We start from the raw sequence: 19,706 nt of genomic DNA on the forward strand, positions 1-19,706 counted from the left end.
ATCTCACCTATTTTAATTCAGAATGATTCCGATTTATATCTATTTGAATTATAGTACAGCTTATTATAGTTGTAAACCAATCTGCCTAAAATATATCAATTTTTTTAAGAAACCTTACTATTATAACAAAAAGCAGAGAAAAATTCTCTGCTTCCGAAAAATATTCCTATAAAATGAAACCTTAATCAGATGAGGCCATCCCCTAACGATTGGCGAGGGCTTTTACTGGATAAATTTTCTAGTGGATAGCCGATTTAAACTTGCCACCATTTGTCTCTTGTGTATTCATAATCGTAACAAACGCATTCGCATCAATTTCATACACAATTGATTTTAACTTCGTCACTTCCAGACGCGTTACAACTGCATAAATAACTTCTTTTTCTTTATCCGTGTAACCGCCTTTCGCTACAAGCTTTGTAGTTCCACGACCAAGACGATGCAAAATCGCATTTGATACTTCCTCATATTGATCTGATACAATTAAAACTGCTTTCGTTTCATCTAACCCTTGAATGACTGTATCAATTGTTTTGAATGCGATATAGTACGTCATAACAGAATACATAGCTTGTTCAACACCAAATACAAATGCTGCCCATGCAAAAATGAATAAGTTCACAAACATTACAAATTCGCCAACAGAGAAAGGTAATTTCTTCGTTAATAAAATACCCATAATTTCTGTTCCGTCCATTGATCCACCATGGCGAATAACGAGCCCTACACCAATACCTAAAATAAGACCACCAAACACTGTTGCTAAAATCGGCTCTGTTGTAAATGGCGGAACCGCATGTAACGTTGATTCAATAAACGCTAAAGCAACAATACCGAACGCCGAAGATAACATGAACGTTTTTCCGATTTGCTTATAACCTGAATACATAAATGGGATATTGAGAATAACGACTAAAGTAGAGAAACTTAACCACCAAATATTAGGAGTAAGATAATCTAATATAAGAGAAATACCAATAATTCCACCATCAATAATTTTATTTGGCATTAAAAATAGTTCAATCGCTACCGCTGCGCATGCTGCCCCAAAAATAATCATAACTAAACGATAAATAAGATGGATAACACTTTCTTTTCGGTGTTGCTTTTGTTCCATAAGTCCTCCTTATACTCTTTTTCTATAGTTTTGTCCTTATATTATAACATACGCTTCTTTTTCTCATGAAAAAAGAAACTCTATACGAATATGTACAAGCTACGTACTCATATATTTCGATAGAAGAACGTGTGAAGGAGGATAACTCAATGAACCTCATTAAACAACTTGTAAATAAAAAATTAAATCATATTTCTACAAAAGAGTTATTGAAATATAGTAAAGAGTATGAAGTTTCTATTACGACTGCACAAGCGGATCAAATTGTTTTACTTATGAAAGGAAAGAATATTAACATTTACGATAATGACGAACGGCTAGAGCTCTTAAAACAAATAGCAAAAGTAACCTCCCCTGCTACTGCCCAACAAGTAAATACTTTATTTCAGCAACTACTAAAATAAGGAGGGGAAAATCCCCTCCTTATTGCTTATTGCGCTTTAATTTTCTCAAGAATCCCTTCATCAAAAGTACCATTTTTCAGCATTTCGATTTCTAATTTATATGGCGGCTTCTTATCTTTTTTATCTTCACCTACATATGGCGTTTCAAGGATTTTTGGTACGTGCATTAACTGCGGATGATGCACAATATGATGTAACGCTTTATAACCGATATGACCGAAGCCGATATTTTCATGACGGTCCTTTCCTGCGCCGCATACATTTTTACTATCATTAATATGAAGTACTTGCAAACGATCCATACCAACAATCTTATCAAATTCATTTAATACGCCGTCAAAATCATTTACAATATCATATCCTGCATCGTGCGTATGACACGTATCAAAGCATACTGATAATTTTTCATTATATTTTACACCATCAATAATCTTTGCAATTTCTTCAAAGCTACGACCGCATTCTGTTCCTTTTCCTGCCATCGTTTCTAACGCAATGTTAACCGTCTGCTCTGGCGTTAATACTTCATTAAGCCCTTTAATAATTTGTTGAATACCAGCATCCGCTCCTGCACCAACGTGCGCACCTGGGTGAAGAACGATTTGTTTCGCTACACCTAATGCCGATGTTCTTTCAATTTCCATGCGAAGGAAGTCTACACCTAATTGGAATGTTTCTGGCTTCGTCGTATTCCCAAGATTAATAATATATGGCGCATGTACGATAATTTCCTCAATACCGTTTAGTTCCATATGTTTTCTTCCTGCTTCTATGTTCAATTCTTCAATTGGTTTTCTTCGTGTATTTTGCGGTGCACCTGTATAAATCATAAACGTCGTTGCACCGTATGAAACAGCCTCTTCACTTGCTGCTAATAACATTTTCTTACCACTCATAGAAACATGAGATCCAATCTTTAACATACAATCACCTCTTCAATATACAATAGATATAATGATAGCATAATTTGTAGAAATATGTAGCGAATTGTTTGTTCCTAAAACACTACGCAAATTGTAACTAGCTACACCGAAACTTTAATCAGTGTTTTTCCATTCCCCACCGATTATTATCCCGCAAATATCCGGATAAAAAAAGATAAGGGGGCTCCCCTTATCTTTTTTTATTGCTATATTTTTTCTTCACTTTATCACGTTCTGTTGCAAGTTTACGTTTATAGTTTGGTTTTACTTTTTTCGGCTTTTTAATAACTTTCGTTGCCATAACATCAAGTTCGTCATTTGGTTTTTTACGGCTCTTACGACGACGACGTTCACCTAAATCCGCCCACTCATCTCCGCGTAACTCTACATGCTTGAACTCAATATGACGTTGTTTTTCTAAACTATCTAACGCTTCTTCGTTTGCTGGATCATAAATTGTCACTGCAATACCTGAATGCCCCGCACGTGCTGTTCTTCCAACGCGGTGAACGAAGAAATCTAAATCTGATGGAAGTTCGTAGTTAATAACATGACTAATTCCTTCAATATCAATACCACGTGCTGCTAAATCAGTTGCAACAATATATTGGAATTCAAGATCACGAATTTGTTTCATCATTTTTTTACGATCACGCGGTGATAAATCTCCGTGAATTCGTCCAACTTTTAAGCCACGTTCCATTAATCCGTCAGCAACCTGATCCGCCATCTTCTTCGTATTCGTGAAAACAACTGCTAAATACGGTTTAAATTGTAGCAACATTTTGTTCACTAAATCGATTTTGTTACGATGTTTAGAAGGTACTAAATAATGCTCAATATTCCCAGCCGCAACTTGTTTTGGATTGATATGAATATGCTCTGGATTCTCCATATATTTCTTCAGAAACGGTTTTAGTTTTTGAGGAATTGTTGCAGAGAAAACTAGCATTTGCAAGTTTCTAGGCATGCGTGATGCAATTTTGTCTACATCATGAATGAATCCCATATCAAGCATTAAGTCTGCTTCATCGACAATAATAGTATTTGCTTTATGAACAAATAATGCTTGTGCTTCTACTAAATCTTTAATACGTCCTGGTGTTCCAACTACAATATGAGGTTGTTTTTTCAACTTTTCAATTGATCGTTGTTTATCAGTTCCACCAATTAAACAACGTGCTGTAATCATTTGATCTTCCGCACAAAACTTTGTTAATTTCACGATTTCTTCGTAAATTTGTTGTGCTAACTCACGAGTAGGCGCTGTAATAACAAGTTGTACTTCTTCACGACTTGCATTAATTCTGTTCAATGTAGGAAGTAAGTATGCATGTGTTTTCCCAGAACCTGTTTGGGATTGTCCAATTACACTTACACCTTTTTTCACGACCGGGAAAATTTTCTTTTGAATTCCTGTCGGCTCTGTAAAGCGTAGTTCACGAACTGCATCTATTAAAAATGGTTTAAAATCATACTGTGTAAAAGTTTGTTGTGTCATAAGTTACACCTTCTTTCTAAATTTCTACTGCGCGCACAAATCAGCCAAGTCTACATTATATCGAAATCTACAAGTAAAATCCATCTTTAGTTTAGGTTTTTACTTCAAAAACTAACCTTCTTCCCTCTTATTGCATATTGTATGTGTATATACCTAACTGAAGAAAGGAGGAGTTCTCACATGTTTCCAAAATCCCATACAAGGCAAATGTATCCGAATCAAGGACAGCAACCTTATACACCATATCCAATTCCACAACTACCACCGATGGCGCAAAAAAAGAAAGGTTTCCTTGCTAAACTCTTTAAAAAACACGATCCAACCGAGCCTTTCATGCAAATGGTTCCACCTTATCGACAAATGGATGGACCGCCGCCAATGATGCACCAACAACCGCCGCCCCAATATCAACAACAATACCGATACCAACAGCAATACCCGCAGCAGTACTCACAACAATATCAACCATACATGCAGCAACATCCAGAGCAAATGATCCCCCCTCAAATGTATGAATCAAATGAAACGCGCGGCGGTGCAGCAACTACAGCAGCATCAAGTAGCGGCATCGGCAGTTTTTTTGCAAATTTAATTTCGAATCCAACTAATATGATAAACAATATTGAAAAAGTATCCCAAGTCGTTCAATCTGTAAGCCCTGTCGTCGAACAGTACGGTCCTATTATGCGTAACCTACCAAGCATTGTTAAAATCCTCACCTCTGGAAAAAGTACGGAAGAAGATCCAACTGAAAATCCAACTGAAGACATAACAGAAAAGGTTGAGGTAGCAACTCCGCCTCCTCCACAAAAAAAAAGAAAAAGAAAAAAATTAGTGATTGGGCCTGTCATAGAAAAAGAATTACGAGAGGAGCCTGTTCATAAAATAGCAACAAAACCAAAACTATATGTGTAACAATCCTTTGTTTTCTATCCATTCCTCCTTTATAATGTAAAAGACTATGCACAAAAGTATCCCTTGTTTAGAAGGAGAGGATTACTCATATGAAAATTGTTAAAATTTCCCCTCGTGGTTATTGCTACGGTGTTGTGGACGCGATGGTTATTGCACGTAACGCCGCATTAGATACATCATTACCAAGACCTATTTATATTTTAGGTATGATTGTTCACAACAAACATGTAACAGATGCATTCGAAGAAGATGGCATCATTACGTTAGACGGTCCAAGTCGATTAGAAATTTTAGATAAAATCGAATCTGGTACTGTTATTTTCACAGCACACGGTGTTTCTCCAGAAGTTAAACAACGTGCAAAAGAAAAAGGTTTAACGACAATCGATGCCACTTGTCCAGATGTTACAAAAACACATGATCTTATTGAAGCAAAGAAAGCTGAAGGTTACCATGTCATTTATATCGGCAAAAAAAATCATCCAGAACCAGAAGGTGCAGTTGGTATTGCACCGGACATCGTTCACCTTATCGAAAGAGCTGATGATTTAAAAACATTAGAAATTCCAACAGATAAAATTTTAGTTACAAATCAAACAACGATGAGCCAATGGGATGTTCAACATTTAATGGAGGACATTCAGAAAAAATTCCCAACAGCAGAATTCCATAAGGAAATTTGTTTAGCAACTCAAGTTCGCCAAGAAGCTGTCGCTAAACAAGCTGATGTTGCAGACTTAACAATTGTTGTCGGTGATCCGAAAAGTAACAACTCAAACCGTTTAGCACAAGTATCACAAGAAATCGCTGGTACGAAAGCATACCGCGTTGCAGACGTAAGTGAGATTAAATTAGAGTGGCTACAAGGTGTAGAAAACGTAGCTGTTACAGCAGGTGCTTCTACTCCAACTCCAATTACAAAAGAAGTTATCGCTTTCTTAGATCAATATGATCCAATGAATCCCGCTACATGGGAGAGAGTTCGAAAAGTACCGTTACAAAAAATATTACCTCGTGTAAAAGTGAAAAAAGAACAATAATAAAAACCGTTGCCTATACGAGCAACGGTTTTTATTTTTCTTATACAAATGTAAATGGATCTGTATGTAATTGCGAAGCATGAATGTGTACATTGAATTTCTTTGCATCCACTTTTTCTTGTAATTGCTTTTGTACACCTTGCTTCATTACTTTTTCAACGTTATGTCCTGGGTCAACTATATTTAAACCGAGCATCATCGCATCATGAGCAACATGATAATACATGTCACCTGTTACATATACATCCGCTCCTTTAAATTTAGCTTGATTGATGTATTTGTTACCATCGCCACCAAGTACAGCCACTTTACGCACTTTATCATCTAATTTCCCAACAACTCTTGCGCCCTTCACATCTAATGATTGCTTTACATGTTCCGCAAACTGTCCAAGTGTCATTTCTTCTTGTAAATATCCTATTTTTCCAAGCCCTAATGTTTCACCTTTGTTATCAAGTGGATACACATCATATGCTACTTCTTCATATGGATGTGCCGTTACCATTGCTTTAATCACTTTTCGCTGTAGTGAAGCTGGAATTATCGTTTCGATTCGCACTTCTTCTACGCGTTCTAACTGCCCAGTTTCCCCGATATAAGGATTTGTTCCCTCTTGAGGTACAAACGTGCCTATACCCTCGCTATTAAACGTACAGTGGCTATAATTGCCGATATGACCAGCACCTGCGTCTCCTAATGCTTTTCGTACTTCTTCTGCATGAGTTACTGGCACAAACACAACAACTTTTTTCATTTCTTCTGCATATGTCGGTGCCAAAACTTCTGTATTTTGCAATCCTAACGCCTCAGCAAGTAAATCATTTACCCCGCCCTTAGCAACATCCACATTTGTATGTGCTGCATAAATGGCAATATCATTTTTAATACACGTTTCAATAATTCTTCCGTACGCTTTATCTGTATGAATCGCTTTTAACGGATTAAAAATTAAAGGGTGATGCGCAATAATGACATTCGCCCCTAATTGAATTGCTTCATCCACAACTTCCTCCGTTACATCTAACGCAATCAATACGTGTTGTACGGGTTTATTAAGCGCTCCAATTTGCAGGCCAATCTTATCTCCTTCCATCGCCAAATGCTTCGGATACATACTTTCAAATAAAGAAATAATTTCATGGCCATTTGGAATTTTACTCATGATAAAACCTCCCGTATCATTTTCATTTTCGCTTCTACTTCCGCACGCTTCGCTTTTGTTTCTTCAGAATCAGCCGCACGTTCTAACTGCTTTAAAATATTTTGGAAGTTTTTTAATTCTCCTTCCCATTTTTCAACGAAAGCTTCACCTTTTTCTTTTATTAAAAATGGCCCCATAAATAATTCCGCTTGTTTATTCTCAGAATAAGGCACCGCGATGTTTCCTCGCTCGCCTACTAAAATCTCATAAATTTTCCCATCTTCTTTTACGATTTTTTCATGGATAAGCTCCCATCCATTCTCAATAAACCATTCACGAATGTGATGCGCTGCAATATTCGGCTGTAAAATTAAACGAGTTACCCCTTCTAATTTTTCTTTACCACTTTCTAAAATGTCACGAATTAACGCTCCGCCCATTCCAGCAACCGTAATTACATCTACTTCTCCTGGCGCGATAACAGCTAATCCATTCCCTTTACGCACATCTATTTTATCTTGTAAGCCACTTTCAGCTACAGTTGCTTGTGCAGAGCGAAATGGTCCATCTACAACCTCTCCAGCAACTGCTTTTGTAGCAATATTATTTATAATTGTATAACACGGTAAATACGCATGATCCGATCCAATATCAGCTACTGTAGATCCTACTGGTATTTCACGCACTACTTCTTCTAATCGTTTTGAAAGCTTTACTTCATTCATGTATTTCCATTACTCCTTCTCTTGTCAGTCTGTCTCCATGATAATGAATTTATAGTAGTTGTTGCAAGCCTATAAAAACAATTCACTTCTCTATCACTCATCGTATTTTAGAAAATATAGAAAAACAAGCCCTTTGCATAAGCAAAAGACTTGTCATACGGAACTTTATTTTTTCTTCGATAACCAATCAGCTACTTTAGCGGCTTGATCAGCTGGAACTATATTTGGTGGCATATTTCCTTTTCCTTTCGAAAGAATTTCTTTAATTTCATCTTTTGAAAGTTTCCCACCAATTTTTTGTAAATTAGGTCCTACTGCCCCTTGTAACTGGTCACCGTGGCAGCTCGTACAGCTTTGCTTCACAATATCCTCTGGCTTTGATGCTGTTTGTGCTGGCTTCCCACCATTTTTTGCATCAGCTAACTCTTTAGATTTATTTAGCCCCTGAAATGAAAATACAAACATAACGATAATACCTAATGCTGCAATAAGAGCGAACGGAATCAGCGGATTACGTTTCATATCTCTTCTCCCCCCTCTATACCCCTAAATAGTTAGATGATTCAGTCATTTCCATTGTACTTGAAAACGTTCTATCAGAAAAGAGTAAACTACTAATCGTTAAAAATATTCCATAAATTCAGTTTATTGTTTTTTATTGTTATATCGCTTATTATTTCGATAATTATTAACGTTTCTCATCATATTTTTCACTTTTCTACATATATTTTTGTATAGAATACACAAAATTAATCGAAAAATCGAAAAATGAGCATTTGCAAATCAAAAGACAATTCTGTAAAATAAATTACAAGAAATTGTAATCGTTGCCGATAGCTAAAGTTTAACAAAAGTTAACAAAATAAAAAAGTTTACTTCACAAAGGTGAAGTAAACTTAAAAGTAGCCTATTCTAAGAAATCCTTAAGACGCTTACTACGGCTTGGATGTCTTAATTTACGAAGTGCTTTTGCTTCAATTTGACGGATACGTTCTCTCGTTACGCCGAATACTTTCCCAACTTCTTCAAGCGTACGAGTTCGTCCATCATCTAAACCAAAACGAAGACGTAGAACATTTTCTTCACGATCTGTTAGTGTATCTAACACATCTTCTAATTGTTCTTTTAGCAATTCATACGCTGCATGGTCCGCAGGCGATGTTGCTTCTTGGTCTTCAATAAAATCACCTAAATGGGAGTCATCTTCTTCACCAATCGGTGTTTCAAGAGAAACTGGCTCCTGTGCAATTTTTAAAATTTCGCGTACTTTTTCTGGAGCAAGATCCATTTCTTCACCAATCTCTTCAGGAGATGGTTCGCGTCCTAAATCTTGTAGTAATTGACGTTGTACACGAATTAACTTATTAATCGTTTCAACCATATGAACTGGAATACGAATTGTTCGTGCTTGGTCTGCAATCGCACGTGTAATCGCTTGGCGAATCCACCAAGTTGCATACGTACTAAATTTGAAACCTTTACGATAATCGAACTTTTCAACCGCTTTAATTAGACCCATATTCCCTTCTTGGATTAAGTCTAAGAAAAGCATACCACGGCCTACGTAGCGCTTTGCAATACTTACTACAAGACGTAAGTTTGCTTCTGCAAGACGACGTTTCGCTTCTTCATCGCCTTCTTCAATACGCGTTGCAAGTCGAATTTCTTCTTCTGCAGATAGTAAATCTACACGACCAATTTCTTTTAAATACATACGAACAGGATCATTGATTTTAACCCCAGGTGGTACACTTAAATCATTAAGGTCGAATTCTTCTTCCGCTTTTGTAATTTGGCGATTATTAGGACCTTCGTCGTTATCATTGTCACCAACTAAGTCAATCCCTTGTTCACCTAAATATTCATAGTATTCATCCATTTGATCGGATTCAATTTCAAATCCATTCATGCGTTCTGCAATCTCTTCATATGTAAGAACGCCACGTTTTTTTCCGAGCTCAGTGAGTTGTTCTTTCACTTGCTCAAGGGTCATTTCAGTTTCAATTTGTTTAGAACGAGCTGGTTTGTCAGCCATCTGTTCCCCTCCTTACGCGAGATACAAACATTCATTATACTAAAAATTTATCAAAAAAGCTATTTTCTCGCTTTTTGATTTTGTAAATATGCTACATAATATTTAGCAGCCTCTACAGGATCTGTTTTTTCCATTTGTTTTACCTTAAAGATGATTTCCATCTTTTCAAGTTTTTCTTGATGACGGCTGAGCGTCTCTAAATGGCCTTGTAACACTTCTTCTGTGTATTCTGGATTAATAAATTCATCCGTCGAAATATCAGTGATAATATTTTTCAACTTCTCATCAGAGAGCCAACTTAAAAATGTTCCGACTGAAGGTTCATTTCCCTTTTCATAATATGCGTATAGTTCATATAAAATCCCTTTATGTTCTTCTGTATGAAAATCTTCTATGTGGGATTCCATACGAACAGCCACTTCTGGACTTTGCAACATATGATAAATAATTTCTCTTTCTGCCCTTTCAAAACCTGTTAACTTCGGTTTTGTTTGAACAATTTGAGACGGCTTAGAAACCTGCTTTACTTGTTTTTGCTGTACCTTTTGTTCTTTGCGATATTGGTGCAATTGATTCAAAAGAGTTTCCATTGAATACGAAAATTCTTGCGATAATGACTTCAAATATGATTCTGCCTGCATCGCATCCTGTAGCAACGATAACTCTTTTAAAACACTTTTCACATATTCTTCTTTGCCAGACTCATCTTGCAAATTTTTCCCTAAACGCAAATAATTTATTTTAAAACCAACAAAACTTATACTTGATTTCACAAGATTTTCAAAAGCAGTTGTCCCATATTGTTGCACATATTCATCAGGATCAAGCTTATCTGGCAAGGATGTAACTTTCACTTGGCAACCAACTTTTAGCAATAATTGCCCTGCTTTCATCGTTGCTTCTCGCCCTGCTTTATCACCATCATAGCAAAGAACAACAGTTTCAACGTTACGTCGCAGAAGTTTTGCTTGTTCTTCAGTTAAAGCTGTTCCCATTGTCGCGACAGCTTCTTCCACACCACTTTTTACCGCAGCCATTACGTCGGCATACCCTTCAAAAAGGACCACTTGCCCACGTTTTCTAATAAACGGTCTCGCTTGGTGGAAGTTATACAACAATTTACTTTTATGAAAAATCGGTGTTTCAGGGCTATTTAAATATTTCGGAGTGTCATCTCCTAATGCCCTTCCACTAAACGCTATCACTTTACCTTGTAACGTATAGATTGGAAACATAACTCTTCCACGGAAGCGATCATAATGACTACCATCCTTCTCGCTTCTTATGAGAAGACCAGCTTGTTCCATACTAGACAGCGATAAACCTCTTTTTTGTAAAATTTTCGTTGCTGCATCCCAAGCAGGTGACGCATAACCAATTTCAAACTTCTCAATCATCTCTTTCGTAATACCACGTTTTAACAAATACGAAAGTGCTTCATTTCCTTCTTCTGTATTTACTAATAAATGATGATAATACTTTTTCAAAAGTTCATGAGCCTGTTGCATGATGACAGTGTCATCAGATATGTCTTCTTGTTGTCCTTGCCCTGATGTATACTCTGCAACCGCCATTCCATTTCTTTCACCTAGCTTTTGAACAGCCTCGGTAAAAGCCAATCCTTCCATTTTCATTAGAAAGGAAAATACATTTCCACCTTCTCCACATCCGAAGCAATGAAAAATTTGCTTATCAGATGAAACAGAGAATGAAGGAGAATTCTCACCATGAAATGGACAAAGGCCGAAATAGTTACGCCCCTGTTTTCTAAGTTGAACGTATTCACCAATCACTTCTACAATATCCGATGACGTCCGAATCTGTTCAACAACTTCTTCGGGAATTCTGTTCCCCATAAATCCATCTCCGTGTCGTATTTTGTATTCGATAAAAATTAAAAAATTCCTTTATAATTCGACAATATTTTTTCTAAACTTATTAGAAAGTGTTGTCGATCACGTTATCAAACGATTTTGTAGGCCCTTTTCTGCGTAATTTCGCAGATACGTACCTACTATATAAAATTGTATCCATTTGCTCACCTGTTACAAATGTACCTCCTGGAGACAATACATATACACTTTTTTACAAGAAGACTAGCAAGCACCATATCCTATGTGATCACGAGATCTGTTTTTTGCATGTTGATACATATAAAAAATCAACTTTAGCTTATTCAGTATCTACATAGATCCAATTTCCCTTGCTTCTTCCTTAAACGATGAGCATACGATGTGACAAAAAAAATTTCGACATGAACTTTCGTTCCAACTTGCACAGTTTTCAGCATTCACAGGCTATGCATCTGCATCAACTAATACGATATTGATGTTTTGCATATTTCTGTATTCTACATCCCTTCTGCGAATCCTTCCATAATGTGCGTTTTCTTGTATAGATTTTGTCGATTTAACGTAATTACATGTCTTTTCGTAAATCCTATCCCTAGTTTATTCTGAAAAATTAAAGTCTAAACGTAAAATATAGGTTTTTATCACAATTTTTTATTATAATATATTTTCTTCAACTACGCTACATATCCCTTTATTTTTTCATCTTCTATTTCAGGATAACGAAACCCTGCCTTTAGCATAATAAAAAGACAGAAGAATATAAGTATAACCACTCCGCTATAATCTATTACGAAATCAACAGGTATTATGTTTCTCACGAGCGAAAAAAGCACATTCACCTTTGGTAAATGTGCTAAAACAATTTTTGGTTTTGCACTGCATTCACAATAATGTTGGCTGTTTCTTCAATCGCTTTATTCGATACATCAATTACTTGACAATTTATTTTACCAACTACATTCTCAAAGTGATCAATTTCTTCTTTAATACGATTAATATTGGCATATGTTGCACCATCACTTAGTCCAAGTGATTTCAATCGCTCTTTTCGAATATGATTCAACTTCTCTGGCGTAATTTTCAAACCGAAGCATTTTTCTTTAGCCACTTGATATAACTCTTCAGGCGGATCTACTTCTGGTACGAGCGGTACATTAGCAACTTTCAAACGTTTGTTATGAGCTAAATATTGAGAAAGTGGTGTTTTTGATGTGCGCGAAATCCCAATCAACACGATATCTGCTTTTAAAATACCACGCGCGTCTCTACCATCATCATACTTTACAGCAAACTCAATCGCTTCAATCTTTTTAAAGTATTCTTCATCTAATCTACGAACAACACCCGGCTCATATCTTGGTACTTGCCCTGTAATTTCTTCAATTTGATCGATAAGAGGCCCGATAATATCATATGCCTCTACGCCTTCTTTCGCAGCCTCTGTCACTAAATACTGACGCATGTCAGGCTTTACTAACGTAAAACAAATAAGCGCTTGATTGCTCTTAGCAATCGAAATCACTTCTTTTAATGTCCCTGTATCTTCTACATACGGTACACGTCTAATATCAGGAGCAAATGGGAATTGCCCCATCGCTGCTCGAACAACCAAATCAGCCGTTTCTCCAACAGAGTCAGATACGACATATACGATTTTATTATCCATTATATTACCTCACTTTAAACAAATTACACTTATTCGTTATTTACTAAGTTTACAAACGCACGTGTAATATTTGTTTTTGTAATTCGTCCAATCACTTCTAAACCTTGCTTCGTATCTTTCACAACCGGCATCGCATCAATCTGTCTTTCTATTAATTCCATCGCAATATCATATAAAGAATCCTCTCTACGACACATCGTAATGTTTGGCATCCTTGTCATGATAATATTAACCGGAAGAGAGGTTAAATCCTGCTTTCCAAGGCTAGCTCTTAATAAATCTTTACGAGACACAACACCAACTAATAGAATCGCCTGATCTACAACAAATAAGGTACCTACGTCCTCTAAAAACATTGTACAAATCGCATCGTATACTGATACATTTTTATCAATTACAGCTGGTCTAGATTGATAATCTTGTACTTTAATTTTCTTAACAGCCTCAGATAATAGCTGCCCCCCGGTTTTACCCGTATAAAAATAACCTACGCGTGGACGCGCTTCTAAATAACCAGCCATCGTTAAAATTGCTAAGTCTGGTCTTAGCGTTGCACGTGTTAATCCTAATTGCGCAGCAATTGACTCCCCTGTAATAGGACCGTGATCTTTTACAATCTGAATGATATGTTCTTGCCGTTTATTCAGCTCTATGATAATCACCACCTTTAATGCACAACGAAAAAAGTTATACTATCTCTTAAATATTATATACTAAATATGCTATTTGAAAAAGATAGGATGTAAAAAGGACCGTATACGGCCCTAAATTATATTTGAAACTTATCAAGTTGTTCTAAGAAACGTCTTGACTTCAAATAAATCCCGCAATATTCATCATAATATGTATTCAATACTAAACGCATTTGTTTTTTTGTGCTATCCTTCACCGATACATTGCCAAGTCTATGTAAATCGAAGTGGTAGAAAAGACGTAATAATTTATGAACAGCTTCTCCCACTGGTATACGATACTGGTCTTGCTCAGCATGACGCGAGCACAGAAAACCGCCTTCCCGGACAGAGAAGGCGACAAAATCTGTTTCTTGATGACAAATCGCACATGTATCAAAGTACGGGCGCATCCCTAATACCGGAAGCATTTTCGTTTGATAAATTAATGATAATACTTCTGAATCAACACCCTCACACATATAATGCAACGTTTGATATAACATTTCAAATAAATATGGATTATGTTTTTTATCTTCTGTTGCTTTATCAGTTAACTCAACAATAAATGATGCATAAGCAGTTAAAAATATATCCTCGCGAATTTCTTTCATAGTTGAAATAATCTCGCCTTGTTGCAAAGTTCCAAGTCCAGATCCCATTTGAATAAGAAAATTACCATGGGTCATAAGTTGCGAAACAGATGCTAACCGGCTTTTCGGTTTTTTCGCTCCTCTTGCCATTGCACTTACCTTACCCAATTCTCTTGAGAATATTGTAACAATCTTGTTCGTTTCTCCGTAATCTGTCGTACGGATAACGATGCCCTCAACTTTTTGAAACATGTTCGTCACCATCCAAGGTTTGAACAAAACGGGTCAAGAAATTGGAGAGTCTAGATGCGCTAGCTCCTCTTCATGTTGATCCATCTCATCGTTTACGTCTTTTTCCATTTCTTTCAAAAGCAAGTACGTTTCAATGCTTCCTGTTTTGGAGAAAAACTTCCAGGTAAAATCTAGCATAAGAATCCACCTTTCTCAATAAGCGTAGCCTATAAACCAATTTCCTTTGTTGTTATTAAATTGACCCATTTTGTCCATTTTCATGTGAGAAAAATTTTTCCTAATTTATCAAAACTCATAAAAACCAATAATCAGCGGATGAATAAAACATCCGCTGATTACAGCTTTACTCTATTTTAGTACTCGTCTTCGCGGAAACCAAGGTCACGAAGCTGAGACATTTTATTACGCCAATCTTTTTGTACTTTTACCCATACTTCTAAAAATACTTTAGAACCAAGTAATGCTTCAATGTCAAAACGAGCTCGCTTACCGACTTCTTTTAACATCTTTCCTTGCTTACCTATAATAATTCCTTTTTGTGATGCACGTTCAACAACAATCGTTGCGTTTATATAAACCGCTCCGCCCTCACGTTTTTGAATTGCATCAATAACAACCGCTACAGAGTGCGGCACTTCTTCACGTGTTAAATGTAATACTTTTTCACGAATAAGCTCTGAAATAATAAATCGCTCTGGATGATCCGTTACTTGATTATCTGGGTAGTATTGCGGTCCTTCTGGTAAATACTTTTTAATTGTTCCAATTAAAGCATCCACATTATTGCCATCTAATGCAGAAATTGGTACAATCTCTGCAAATTCATATAGTTTACGGTATTGATCAATTAACTCTAATAATTGCTCTGGATGAAGTTGGTCAATTTTATTAATTACTAAAAATACTGGTTGTTTCGTTTCTTTTAATTTCTCAATAATGAATTCCTCACCACGACCAAATCCTTCAACTGCATTGACCATAAACAGAACAATATCAACTTCTTTTAATGTCGTTTGAGCCATCTTCACCATGAAGTCGCCTAATTTATGTTTAGGTTTATGTATTCCTGGTGTATCAATGAAAATTACTTGTGAATCATTTTCTGTATATACGCCTTGAATTTTATTACGAGTTGTTTGTGGCTTGTCACTCATAATGGCAATTTTCTGGCCGATAATACGATTTAAAAATGTAGATTTTCCAACATTCGGTCTGCCAATAATAGAGACAAAACCTGATTTATAACCTTTTCTATTCATGTAAATCCTCCGCTAAAAATGCTCCTGGTAACAATTCTCCAACTGTAGTCTCTTGAACGTCACCATGTAAATTTGATAGGTATACTTTCGTATCCTGTTTACATAATTCTACCATAACTTGTCGGCATGCTCCACAAGGAGGTACCGGACGCTTTGTATCCGCTACAACTGCAATAGCTACAAACTCTTTATCTCCTTCAGAAATCGCCTTAAATAAAGCTGTTCTTTCTGCACAGTTACATAAACCATATGATGCATTTTCAACATTACATCCACGATATACTTTTCCATCCTGTGTTAATAATGCTGCACCTACTTGAAATTTAGAATATGGTACGTACGCTTGTTTACGCGCTTCGATTGCTTCTTGAATTAATTGTTTACTATTCATATTCCCGCATCCTTCCTGTCCACAGCTGTGAATAAGATACACTCTCTTATTAAAGGCCTTTACAGCACTTTCAAAGCTTCATAAAAGCTTTGGAATGCAACTATACCACATACGGCAAAAAGATAATAGCACCAATTATAACGGCTATTATCGCAAACAATAAAACCGATCCGGCTGCGACATCCTTTGCAATTTTCGCAAACGGATGTATATCGGTAGTCGCTAAATCTACTGTTTTCTCCACAGCCGTATTTACCATCTCTAAACTCATTACAATTCCTATTACAATAAGTAATACCATCCACTCTACTTTCGTAATATGGAAATAAAAGCCGCAGCATATAACAATGACTGCGGCTACATAATGAATTTTCATATTTCGTTCATGACGAAGACAAAAGAATATACCTGCTATAGCATATCCAAAACTATTTATAAGTTTTCCTTTTTTCATCGACCTAATCCAAATGCCTCTAAAATTTCTTTTTGTCTTCCAAACATTTCTTTTTCATCCTCTTCTGTCATGTGGTCATAACCAAGTAAATGTAAAAAGCCATGTAACGCTAAAAAGCCAAGTTCACGATCAAAAGAATGTCCATACTCTTCAGCTTGTTCTTTCGCTCTCGGAATAGAAATAATAAGGTCACCTAACATACGAGGCATCTCTGCACCTACAATTTCCATTTCTCCTTCTCCCATTTCTTCCATAGCAAAGGAAATGACATCAGTAGGCTGATCCTTATCTCGGTAATCACGATTAATCTCGCGAATGCGTTCGTTATCTACAAATGTCACTGATAACTCCGCACCATCCTCTATTTTTTCCATTTGAGCTGCTTTTTCTAATATCTCACGAATTAAATTCACATATTCTTCTTTCACTTCTTCTGTTTCATCAATGAAATCAATTAATAAACTCATTCTTTCTCCTTCTCTTCCGGTGGTTCCGGATATGTAATACGCGAATGGAAAATACCATTTAACGTTTCACATAACGTTTTTCCAACGATTTGTAGTTCCTTAAACGTCAAATCACATTCACTAAATTGCCCATCTTGCAGGCGATCTTTAATAATACTTTGTACTAAATTATTAATTTGATCTGGCGTTGGGTGATTCATAGAACGTACCGCCGCCTCAACACTATCAGCAATACCAACAATTGCCGACTCTTTAGAAGTTGCTTTTGATCCCGGATAGCGAAACATCTCTTCTGTATATTTTTCTTTATCTTCTTTAATCGCCTTATAATAAAAATATTTAAGTAATGTTGTACCATGGTGTTGTCCAGCAATATCGATAATTTCTTGCGGAATATGGTATTCTTCGAGCATTCTGACTCCATCTGTTACATGAGCAATGATAATATCTTTACTCGTCACAGGATCTAATTTATCATGTGGATTTTCAATTCCCATCTGGTTTTCAATAAAGAATTGCGGTTGTACTGTTTTTCCTACATCATGATAATACGCCCCTACACGTGCTAATACACCATTTGCTCCAACCGCTTCACACGCTGCCTCAGAAAGATTCGCTACCATTACACTGTGGTGATACGTTCCTGGCGCTTCTAACAAAATTCTACGTAAAAGCGGATGATTCGGACTTGATAGTTCCATAAGCTTCATGCTTGATACAATTCCAAGTCCACTCTCTAAATACGGTAATATCCCCATAGCCAAAACGGATGAGATAATTCCTGAAACGGAAGCCATCAATAATTGCGTTCCAATTTCAAGAGGTGAAAAATTCCCATTACGTAATAATAATAACGCCGCTAAGACGACCACATTTAAGATAGAAACGAGTATACCAGCTTGCAAAATCATCGTACGACGATTTTTTTCTCTTAAGAAAATGCTTACTGATAATGAACTTAACAACACATAAATACCTACACTATAATTCAGTGTACTTGTTACCCCTTCATTAAACATAATACTTCCGCACACAGAAAAAATCATACTTGTTAAAAATACAAACCGATCGCCAATCATTAGTTTTACAAGTATTGTTCCCATCGCAACCGGAACAACATACGCAATTCCTGCATATTCAAGCTTTTGAAACAAACTAATCGTTTTCATTAAAACAATCGTGATAGATAAAATTGTAATATACGCTAAAATATACGGTCTATCTTCTCTTTTACGCTGTAAAAATACTTCAAACTGCTTATGCATAAAGTACAGTAACACACCAATGAGCACTGCTAATCCAACATAAGGCTGAAAACTATTACCTTTCTCTAATAAACCGACTAATTTCAACTGATTATACATATCACTTGAAATTGTTTCACCTTCTCTAACAATAACTTGTCCTTGAAGAATATAAACAGGTGGAATTAAATCTTCTTCCGCTTTCTTCTTCTCTTTCGTTACAACCGGATCATAAAAATAATTTGCTGTAATCGCATATGATCCTAGCGCGTTCACAGCTTCCTTCAATCCACTATTCACATTGAGGCTTTTCATTTCATTAACAAATCGCTCTTTTGCTGCTATTTCTTCGGACATTTTAATATTTCCACCCATAATAACACTAATAGACGTTAGAGCCGCGTTCTTTGCTAATTCTAATTGATCCGGTTCTGCATTAATAAAATATAATAAATTCTCATCCGATAATTCCTTTGTTAAATTAGATGGCAACTTCTTCTTCAATTTTTCTAATTTATTTGCATCGGTCATCTTTTTTTGCTCTTCAGGTCCAGCAGCTTTCATCTCTTGAATTGCTTCATTTACCTTAGCAAAAACATCATTTACAATATCTACTCTATTTTGTTTATATTCACTTCTATATGTATATTGATCTCCAACTTTTTGAGCGGCCTCTTGTTTTTTTCTGTCCGTTATAACCTTATCTTCAATTTTAATAGGAGAATGAATTGTTTTTTTTGCAATAGAATACATATCAACATCTAATTGCTCTGGTTTTACATTATTCATAAGTGCAAAAAACAGCACTGCTCCTAATAAAACGTAAGAAATCCAACTTAGTTTTTTCGAATGTTGTAAATTACGAAACCACTTAGAAATTTCTTCAGATCTTAACATGATTTCAATACCTTCTCCTCTCCAGAAATAAAGTGAAACTATTTATAGCTTTCATTTCTTCTAGCCAACAATACTTTTAAGTAACATTTTGATACACCAGCACCTATAGTTTATTTCTCTTATCTTTTATGATAGTAAAAAATATGCCGTTCGCCAAC

Annotated in this window: 20 protein-coding genes; 3 read left to right on the plus strand and 17 right to left on the minus strand. The window is 36.1% G+C overall.

Features of this window, described 5'->3' with window-relative positions; all coding sequences use genetic code 11:
• Positions 1 to 238: 238 nt before the first annotated feature.
• Entirely contained in the window at positions 239 to 1,117 is an 879-nt protein-coding gene (locus DN389_RS16870; RefSeq protein WP_000435955.1) for a YitT family protein, read from the minus strand.
• Between the two features lie 149 nt (positions 1,118 to 1,266).
• Here DN389_RS16870 and DN389_RS16875 point away from each other — a divergent pair, with 149 nt between their 5' ends.
• Positions 1,267 to 1,521, plus strand: coding sequence for a DUF2624 domain-containing protein (locus DN389_RS16875; protein WP_001048965.1), 255 nt, complete (start codon positions 1,267 to 1,269; stop codon positions 1,519 to 1,521).
• Between the two features lie 26 nt (positions 1,522 to 1,547).
• Here DN389_RS16875 and DN389_RS16880 read toward each other — a convergent pair whose 3' ends face one another.
• A complete protein-coding gene (locus DN389_RS16880) occupies positions 1,548 to 2,444 on the minus strand; it encodes a deoxyribonuclease IV (protein WP_000912444.1) in 897 nt (298 codons plus the stop codon).
• Positions 2,445 to 2,634: 190 nt separating this feature from the next.
• A complete protein-coding gene (locus tag DN389_RS16885; RefSeq protein WP_000194012.1) occupies positions 2,635 to 3,945 on the minus strand; it encodes a DEAD/DEAH box helicase in 1,311 nt (436 codons plus the stop codon).
• Positions 3,946 to 4,125: 180 nt separating this feature from the next.
• Here DN389_RS16885 and vrrA point away from each other — a divergent pair, with 180 nt between their 5' ends.
• Positions 4,126 to 4,860: a VrrA/YqfQ family protein gene (gene vrrA / locus DN389_RS16890; protein WP_149237383.1), complete on the plus strand. Its 735-nt coding sequence runs from the start codon at positions 4,126 to 4,128 to the stop codon at positions 4,858 to 4,860.
• A gap of 89 nt (positions 4,861 to 4,949) precedes the next feature.
• Complete coding sequence (locus DN389_RS16895; protein ID WP_000706674.1) at positions 4,950 to 5,900, plus strand: 4-hydroxy-3-methylbut-2-enyl diphosphate reductase; 951 nt, start codon at positions 4,950 to 4,952, stop codon at positions 5,898 to 5,900.
• 40 nt (positions 5,901 to 5,940) lie between these two features.
• Here DN389_RS16895 and DN389_RS16900 read toward each other — a convergent pair whose 3' ends face one another.
• The 14 genes from DN389_RS16900 to DN389_RS16965 all read right to left on the minus strand — a co-directional run bounded on the left by DN389_RS16900 (position 5,941) and on the right by DN389_RS16965 (position 19,548).
• The gene (locus DN389_RS16900; RefSeq protein ID WP_149237384.1) at positions 5,941 to 7,062 is read right to left on the minus strand and encodes a Nif3-like dinuclear metal center hexameric protein; all 1,122 of its coding nucleotides are present in this window, start codon (positions 7,060 to 7,062) and stop codon (positions 5,941 to 5,943) included.
• Positions 7,059 to 7,766 (minus strand): tRNA (adenine(22)-N(1))-methyltransferase, encoded by a 708-nt coding sequence (locus DN389_RS16905; protein WP_001006534.1) that lies wholly within the window; start codon positions 7,764 to 7,766, stop codon positions 7,059 to 7,061. The genes DN389_RS16900 and DN389_RS16905 overlap by 4 nt, the downstream gene beginning before the upstream one ends.
• Positions 7,767 to 7,931: 165 nt before the next feature.
• The gene (cccA, locus tag DN389_RS16910; RefSeq protein WP_000828145.1) at positions 7,932 to 8,288 is read right to left on the minus strand and encodes a cytochrome c550; all 357 of its coding nucleotides are present in this window, start codon (positions 8,286 to 8,288) and stop codon (positions 7,932 to 7,934) included.
• A 385-nt stretch (positions 8,289 to 8,673) separates the two neighbouring features.
• Complete coding sequence (gene rpoD / locus DN389_RS16915; protein WP_000764061.1) at positions 8,674 to 9,801, minus strand: RNA polymerase sigma factor RpoD; 1,128 nt, start codon at positions 9,799 to 9,801, stop codon at positions 8,674 to 8,676.
• 59 nt (positions 9,802 to 9,860) lie between these two features.
• Positions 9,861 to 11,657, minus strand: a complete 1,797-nt coding sequence (gene dnaG / locus DN389_RS16920) for a DNA primase (protein WP_000528234.1) — start codon at positions 11,655 to 11,657, stop codon at positions 9,861 to 9,863.
• Positions 11,658 to 12,507: 850 nt separating this feature from the next.
• Complete coding sequence (locus DN389_RS16925; protein ID WP_000368941.1) at positions 12,508 to 13,320, minus strand: pyruvate, water dikinase regulatory protein; 813 nt, start codon at positions 13,318 to 13,320, stop codon at positions 12,508 to 12,510.
• A gap of 29 nt (positions 13,321 to 13,349) precedes the next feature.
• The gene (locus DN389_RS16930; RefSeq protein ID WP_000583754.1) at positions 13,350 to 13,982 is read right to left on the minus strand and encodes a transcriptional regulator CcpN; all 633 of its coding nucleotides are present in this window, start codon (positions 13,980 to 13,982) and stop codon (positions 13,350 to 13,352) included.
• Positions 13,983 to 14,089: 107 nt separating this feature from the next.
• Positions 14,090 to 14,836 (minus strand): DNA repair protein RecO, encoded by a 747-nt coding sequence (gene recO, locus DN389_RS16935; RefSeq protein ID WP_000487012.1) that lies wholly within the window; start codon positions 14,834 to 14,836, stop codon positions 14,090 to 14,092.
• A 33-nt stretch (positions 14,837 to 14,869) separates the two neighbouring features.
• Complete coding sequence (locus tag DN389_RS16940) at positions 14,870 to 15,013, minus strand: YqzL family protein (RefSeq protein WP_000883924.1); 144 nt, start codon at positions 15,011 to 15,013, stop codon at positions 14,870 to 14,872.
• Positions 15,014 to 15,189: 176 nt separating this feature from the next.
• Positions 15,190 to 16,095 carry a GTPase Era gene (gene era, locus DN389_RS16945; RefSeq protein WP_001080239.1) on the minus strand — a complete coding sequence of 302 codons (906 nt, stop codon included), beginning with the start codon at positions 16,093 to 16,095 and terminating at the stop codon, positions 15,190 to 15,192.
• Entirely contained in the window at positions 16,088 to 16,486 is a 399-nt protein-coding gene (locus tag DN389_RS16950) for a cytidine deaminase (protein ID WP_001086293.1), read from the minus strand. The genes era and DN389_RS16950 overlap by 8 nt, the downstream gene beginning before the upstream one ends.
• A 100-nt stretch (positions 16,487 to 16,586) precedes the next feature.
• Complete coding sequence (locus DN389_RS16955; protein WP_000715485.1) at positions 16,587 to 16,940, minus strand: diacylglycerol kinase family protein; 354 nt, start codon at positions 16,938 to 16,940, stop codon at positions 16,587 to 16,589.
• Complete coding sequence (ybeY, locus tag DN389_RS16960) at positions 16,937 to 17,407, minus strand: rRNA maturation RNase YbeY (protein ID WP_000054689.1); 471 nt, start codon at positions 17,405 to 17,407, stop codon at positions 16,937 to 16,939. The genes DN389_RS16955 and ybeY overlap by 4 nt, the downstream gene beginning before the upstream one ends.
• Positions 17,404 to 19,548: an HD family phosphohydrolase gene (locus DN389_RS16965; RefSeq protein ID WP_046956328.1), complete on the minus strand. Its 2,145-nt coding sequence runs from the start codon at positions 19,546 to 19,548 to the stop codon at positions 17,404 to 17,406. The genes ybeY and DN389_RS16965 overlap by 4 nt, the downstream gene beginning before the upstream one ends.
• Between the last annotated feature and the right edge of the window lie 158 nt (positions 19,549 to 19,706).

This window comes from Bacillus sp. AY3-1, from assembly GCF_008368785.1.
Classification (GTDB): domain Bacteria; phylum Bacillota; class Bacilli; order Bacillales; family Bacillaceae_G; genus Bacillus_A; species Bacillus_A wiedmannii.

Coding starts and splice junctions, on each gene's coding strand:
- DN389_RS16875 (WP_001048965.1), top strand. CDS start 1,267: ATGAACCTCATTAAACAACTTGTAAATAAAAAATTAAATCATATTTCT.
- rpoD (WP_000764061.1), bottom strand. CDS start 9,801: ATGGCTGACAAACCAGCTCGTTCTAAACAAATTGAAACTGAAATGACC.
- DN389_RS16870 (WP_000435955.1), bottom strand. CDS start 1,117: ATGGAACAAAAGCAACACCGAAAAGAAAGTGTTATCCATCTTATTTAT.
- DN389_RS16900 (WP_149237384.1), bottom strand. CDS start 7,062: ATGAGTAAAATTCCAAATGGCCATGAAATTATTTCTTTATTTGAAAGT.
- era (WP_001080239.1), bottom strand. CDS start 16,095: ATGAATAGAAAAGGTTATAAATCAGGTTTTGTCTCTATTATTGGCAGA.
- DN389_RS16965 (WP_046956328.1), bottom strand. CDS start 19,548: ATGTTAAGATCTGAAGAAATTTCTAAGTGGTTTCGTAATTTACAACAT.
- DN389_RS16940 (WP_000883924.1), bottom strand. CDS start 15,013: ATGCTAGATTTTACCTGGAAGTTTTTCTCCAAAACAGGAAGCATTGAA.
- DN389_RS16955 (WP_000715485.1), bottom strand. CDS start 16,940: ATGAAAAAAGGAAAACTTATAAATAGTTTTGGATATGCTATAGCAGGT.
- DN389_RS16950 (WP_001086293.1), bottom strand. CDS start 16,486: ATGAATAGTAAACAATTAATTCAAGAAGCAATCGAAGCGCGTAAACAA.
- recO (WP_000487012.1), bottom strand. CDS start 14,836: ATGTTTCAAAAAGTTGAGGGCATCGTTATCCGTACGACAGATTACGGA.
- dnaG (WP_000528234.1), bottom strand. CDS start 11,657: ATGGGGAACAGAATTCCCGAAGAAGTTGTTGAACAGATTCGGACGTCA.
- DN389_RS16905 (WP_001006534.1), bottom strand. CDS start 7,766: ATGAATGAAGTAAAGCTTTCAAAACGATTAGAAGAAGTAGTGCGTGAA.
- vrrA (WP_149237383.1), top strand. CDS start 4,126: ATGTTTCCAAAATCCCATACAAGGCAAATGTATCCGAATCAAGGACAG.
- DN389_RS16880 (WP_000912444.1), bottom strand. CDS start 2,444: ATGTTAAAGATTGGATCTCATGTTTCTATGAGTGGTAAGAAAATGTTA.
- DN389_RS16885 (WP_000194012.1), bottom strand. CDS start 3,945: ATGACACAACAAACTTTTACACAGTATGATTTTAAACCATTTTTAATA.
- cccA (WP_000828145.1), bottom strand. CDS start 8,288: ATGAAACGTAATCCGCTGATTCCGTTCGCTCTTATTGCAGCATTAGGT.
- DN389_RS16895 (WP_000706674.1), top strand. CDS start 4,950: ATGAAAATTGTTAAAATTTCCCCTCGTGGTTATTGCTACGGTGTTGTG.
- ybeY (WP_000054689.1), bottom strand. CDS start 17,407: ATGAGTTTATTAATTGATTTCATTGATGAAACAGAAGAAGTGAAAGAA.
- DN389_RS16925 (WP_000368941.1), bottom strand. CDS start 13,320: ATGGATAATAAAATCGTATATGTCGTATCTGACTCTGTTGGAGAAACG.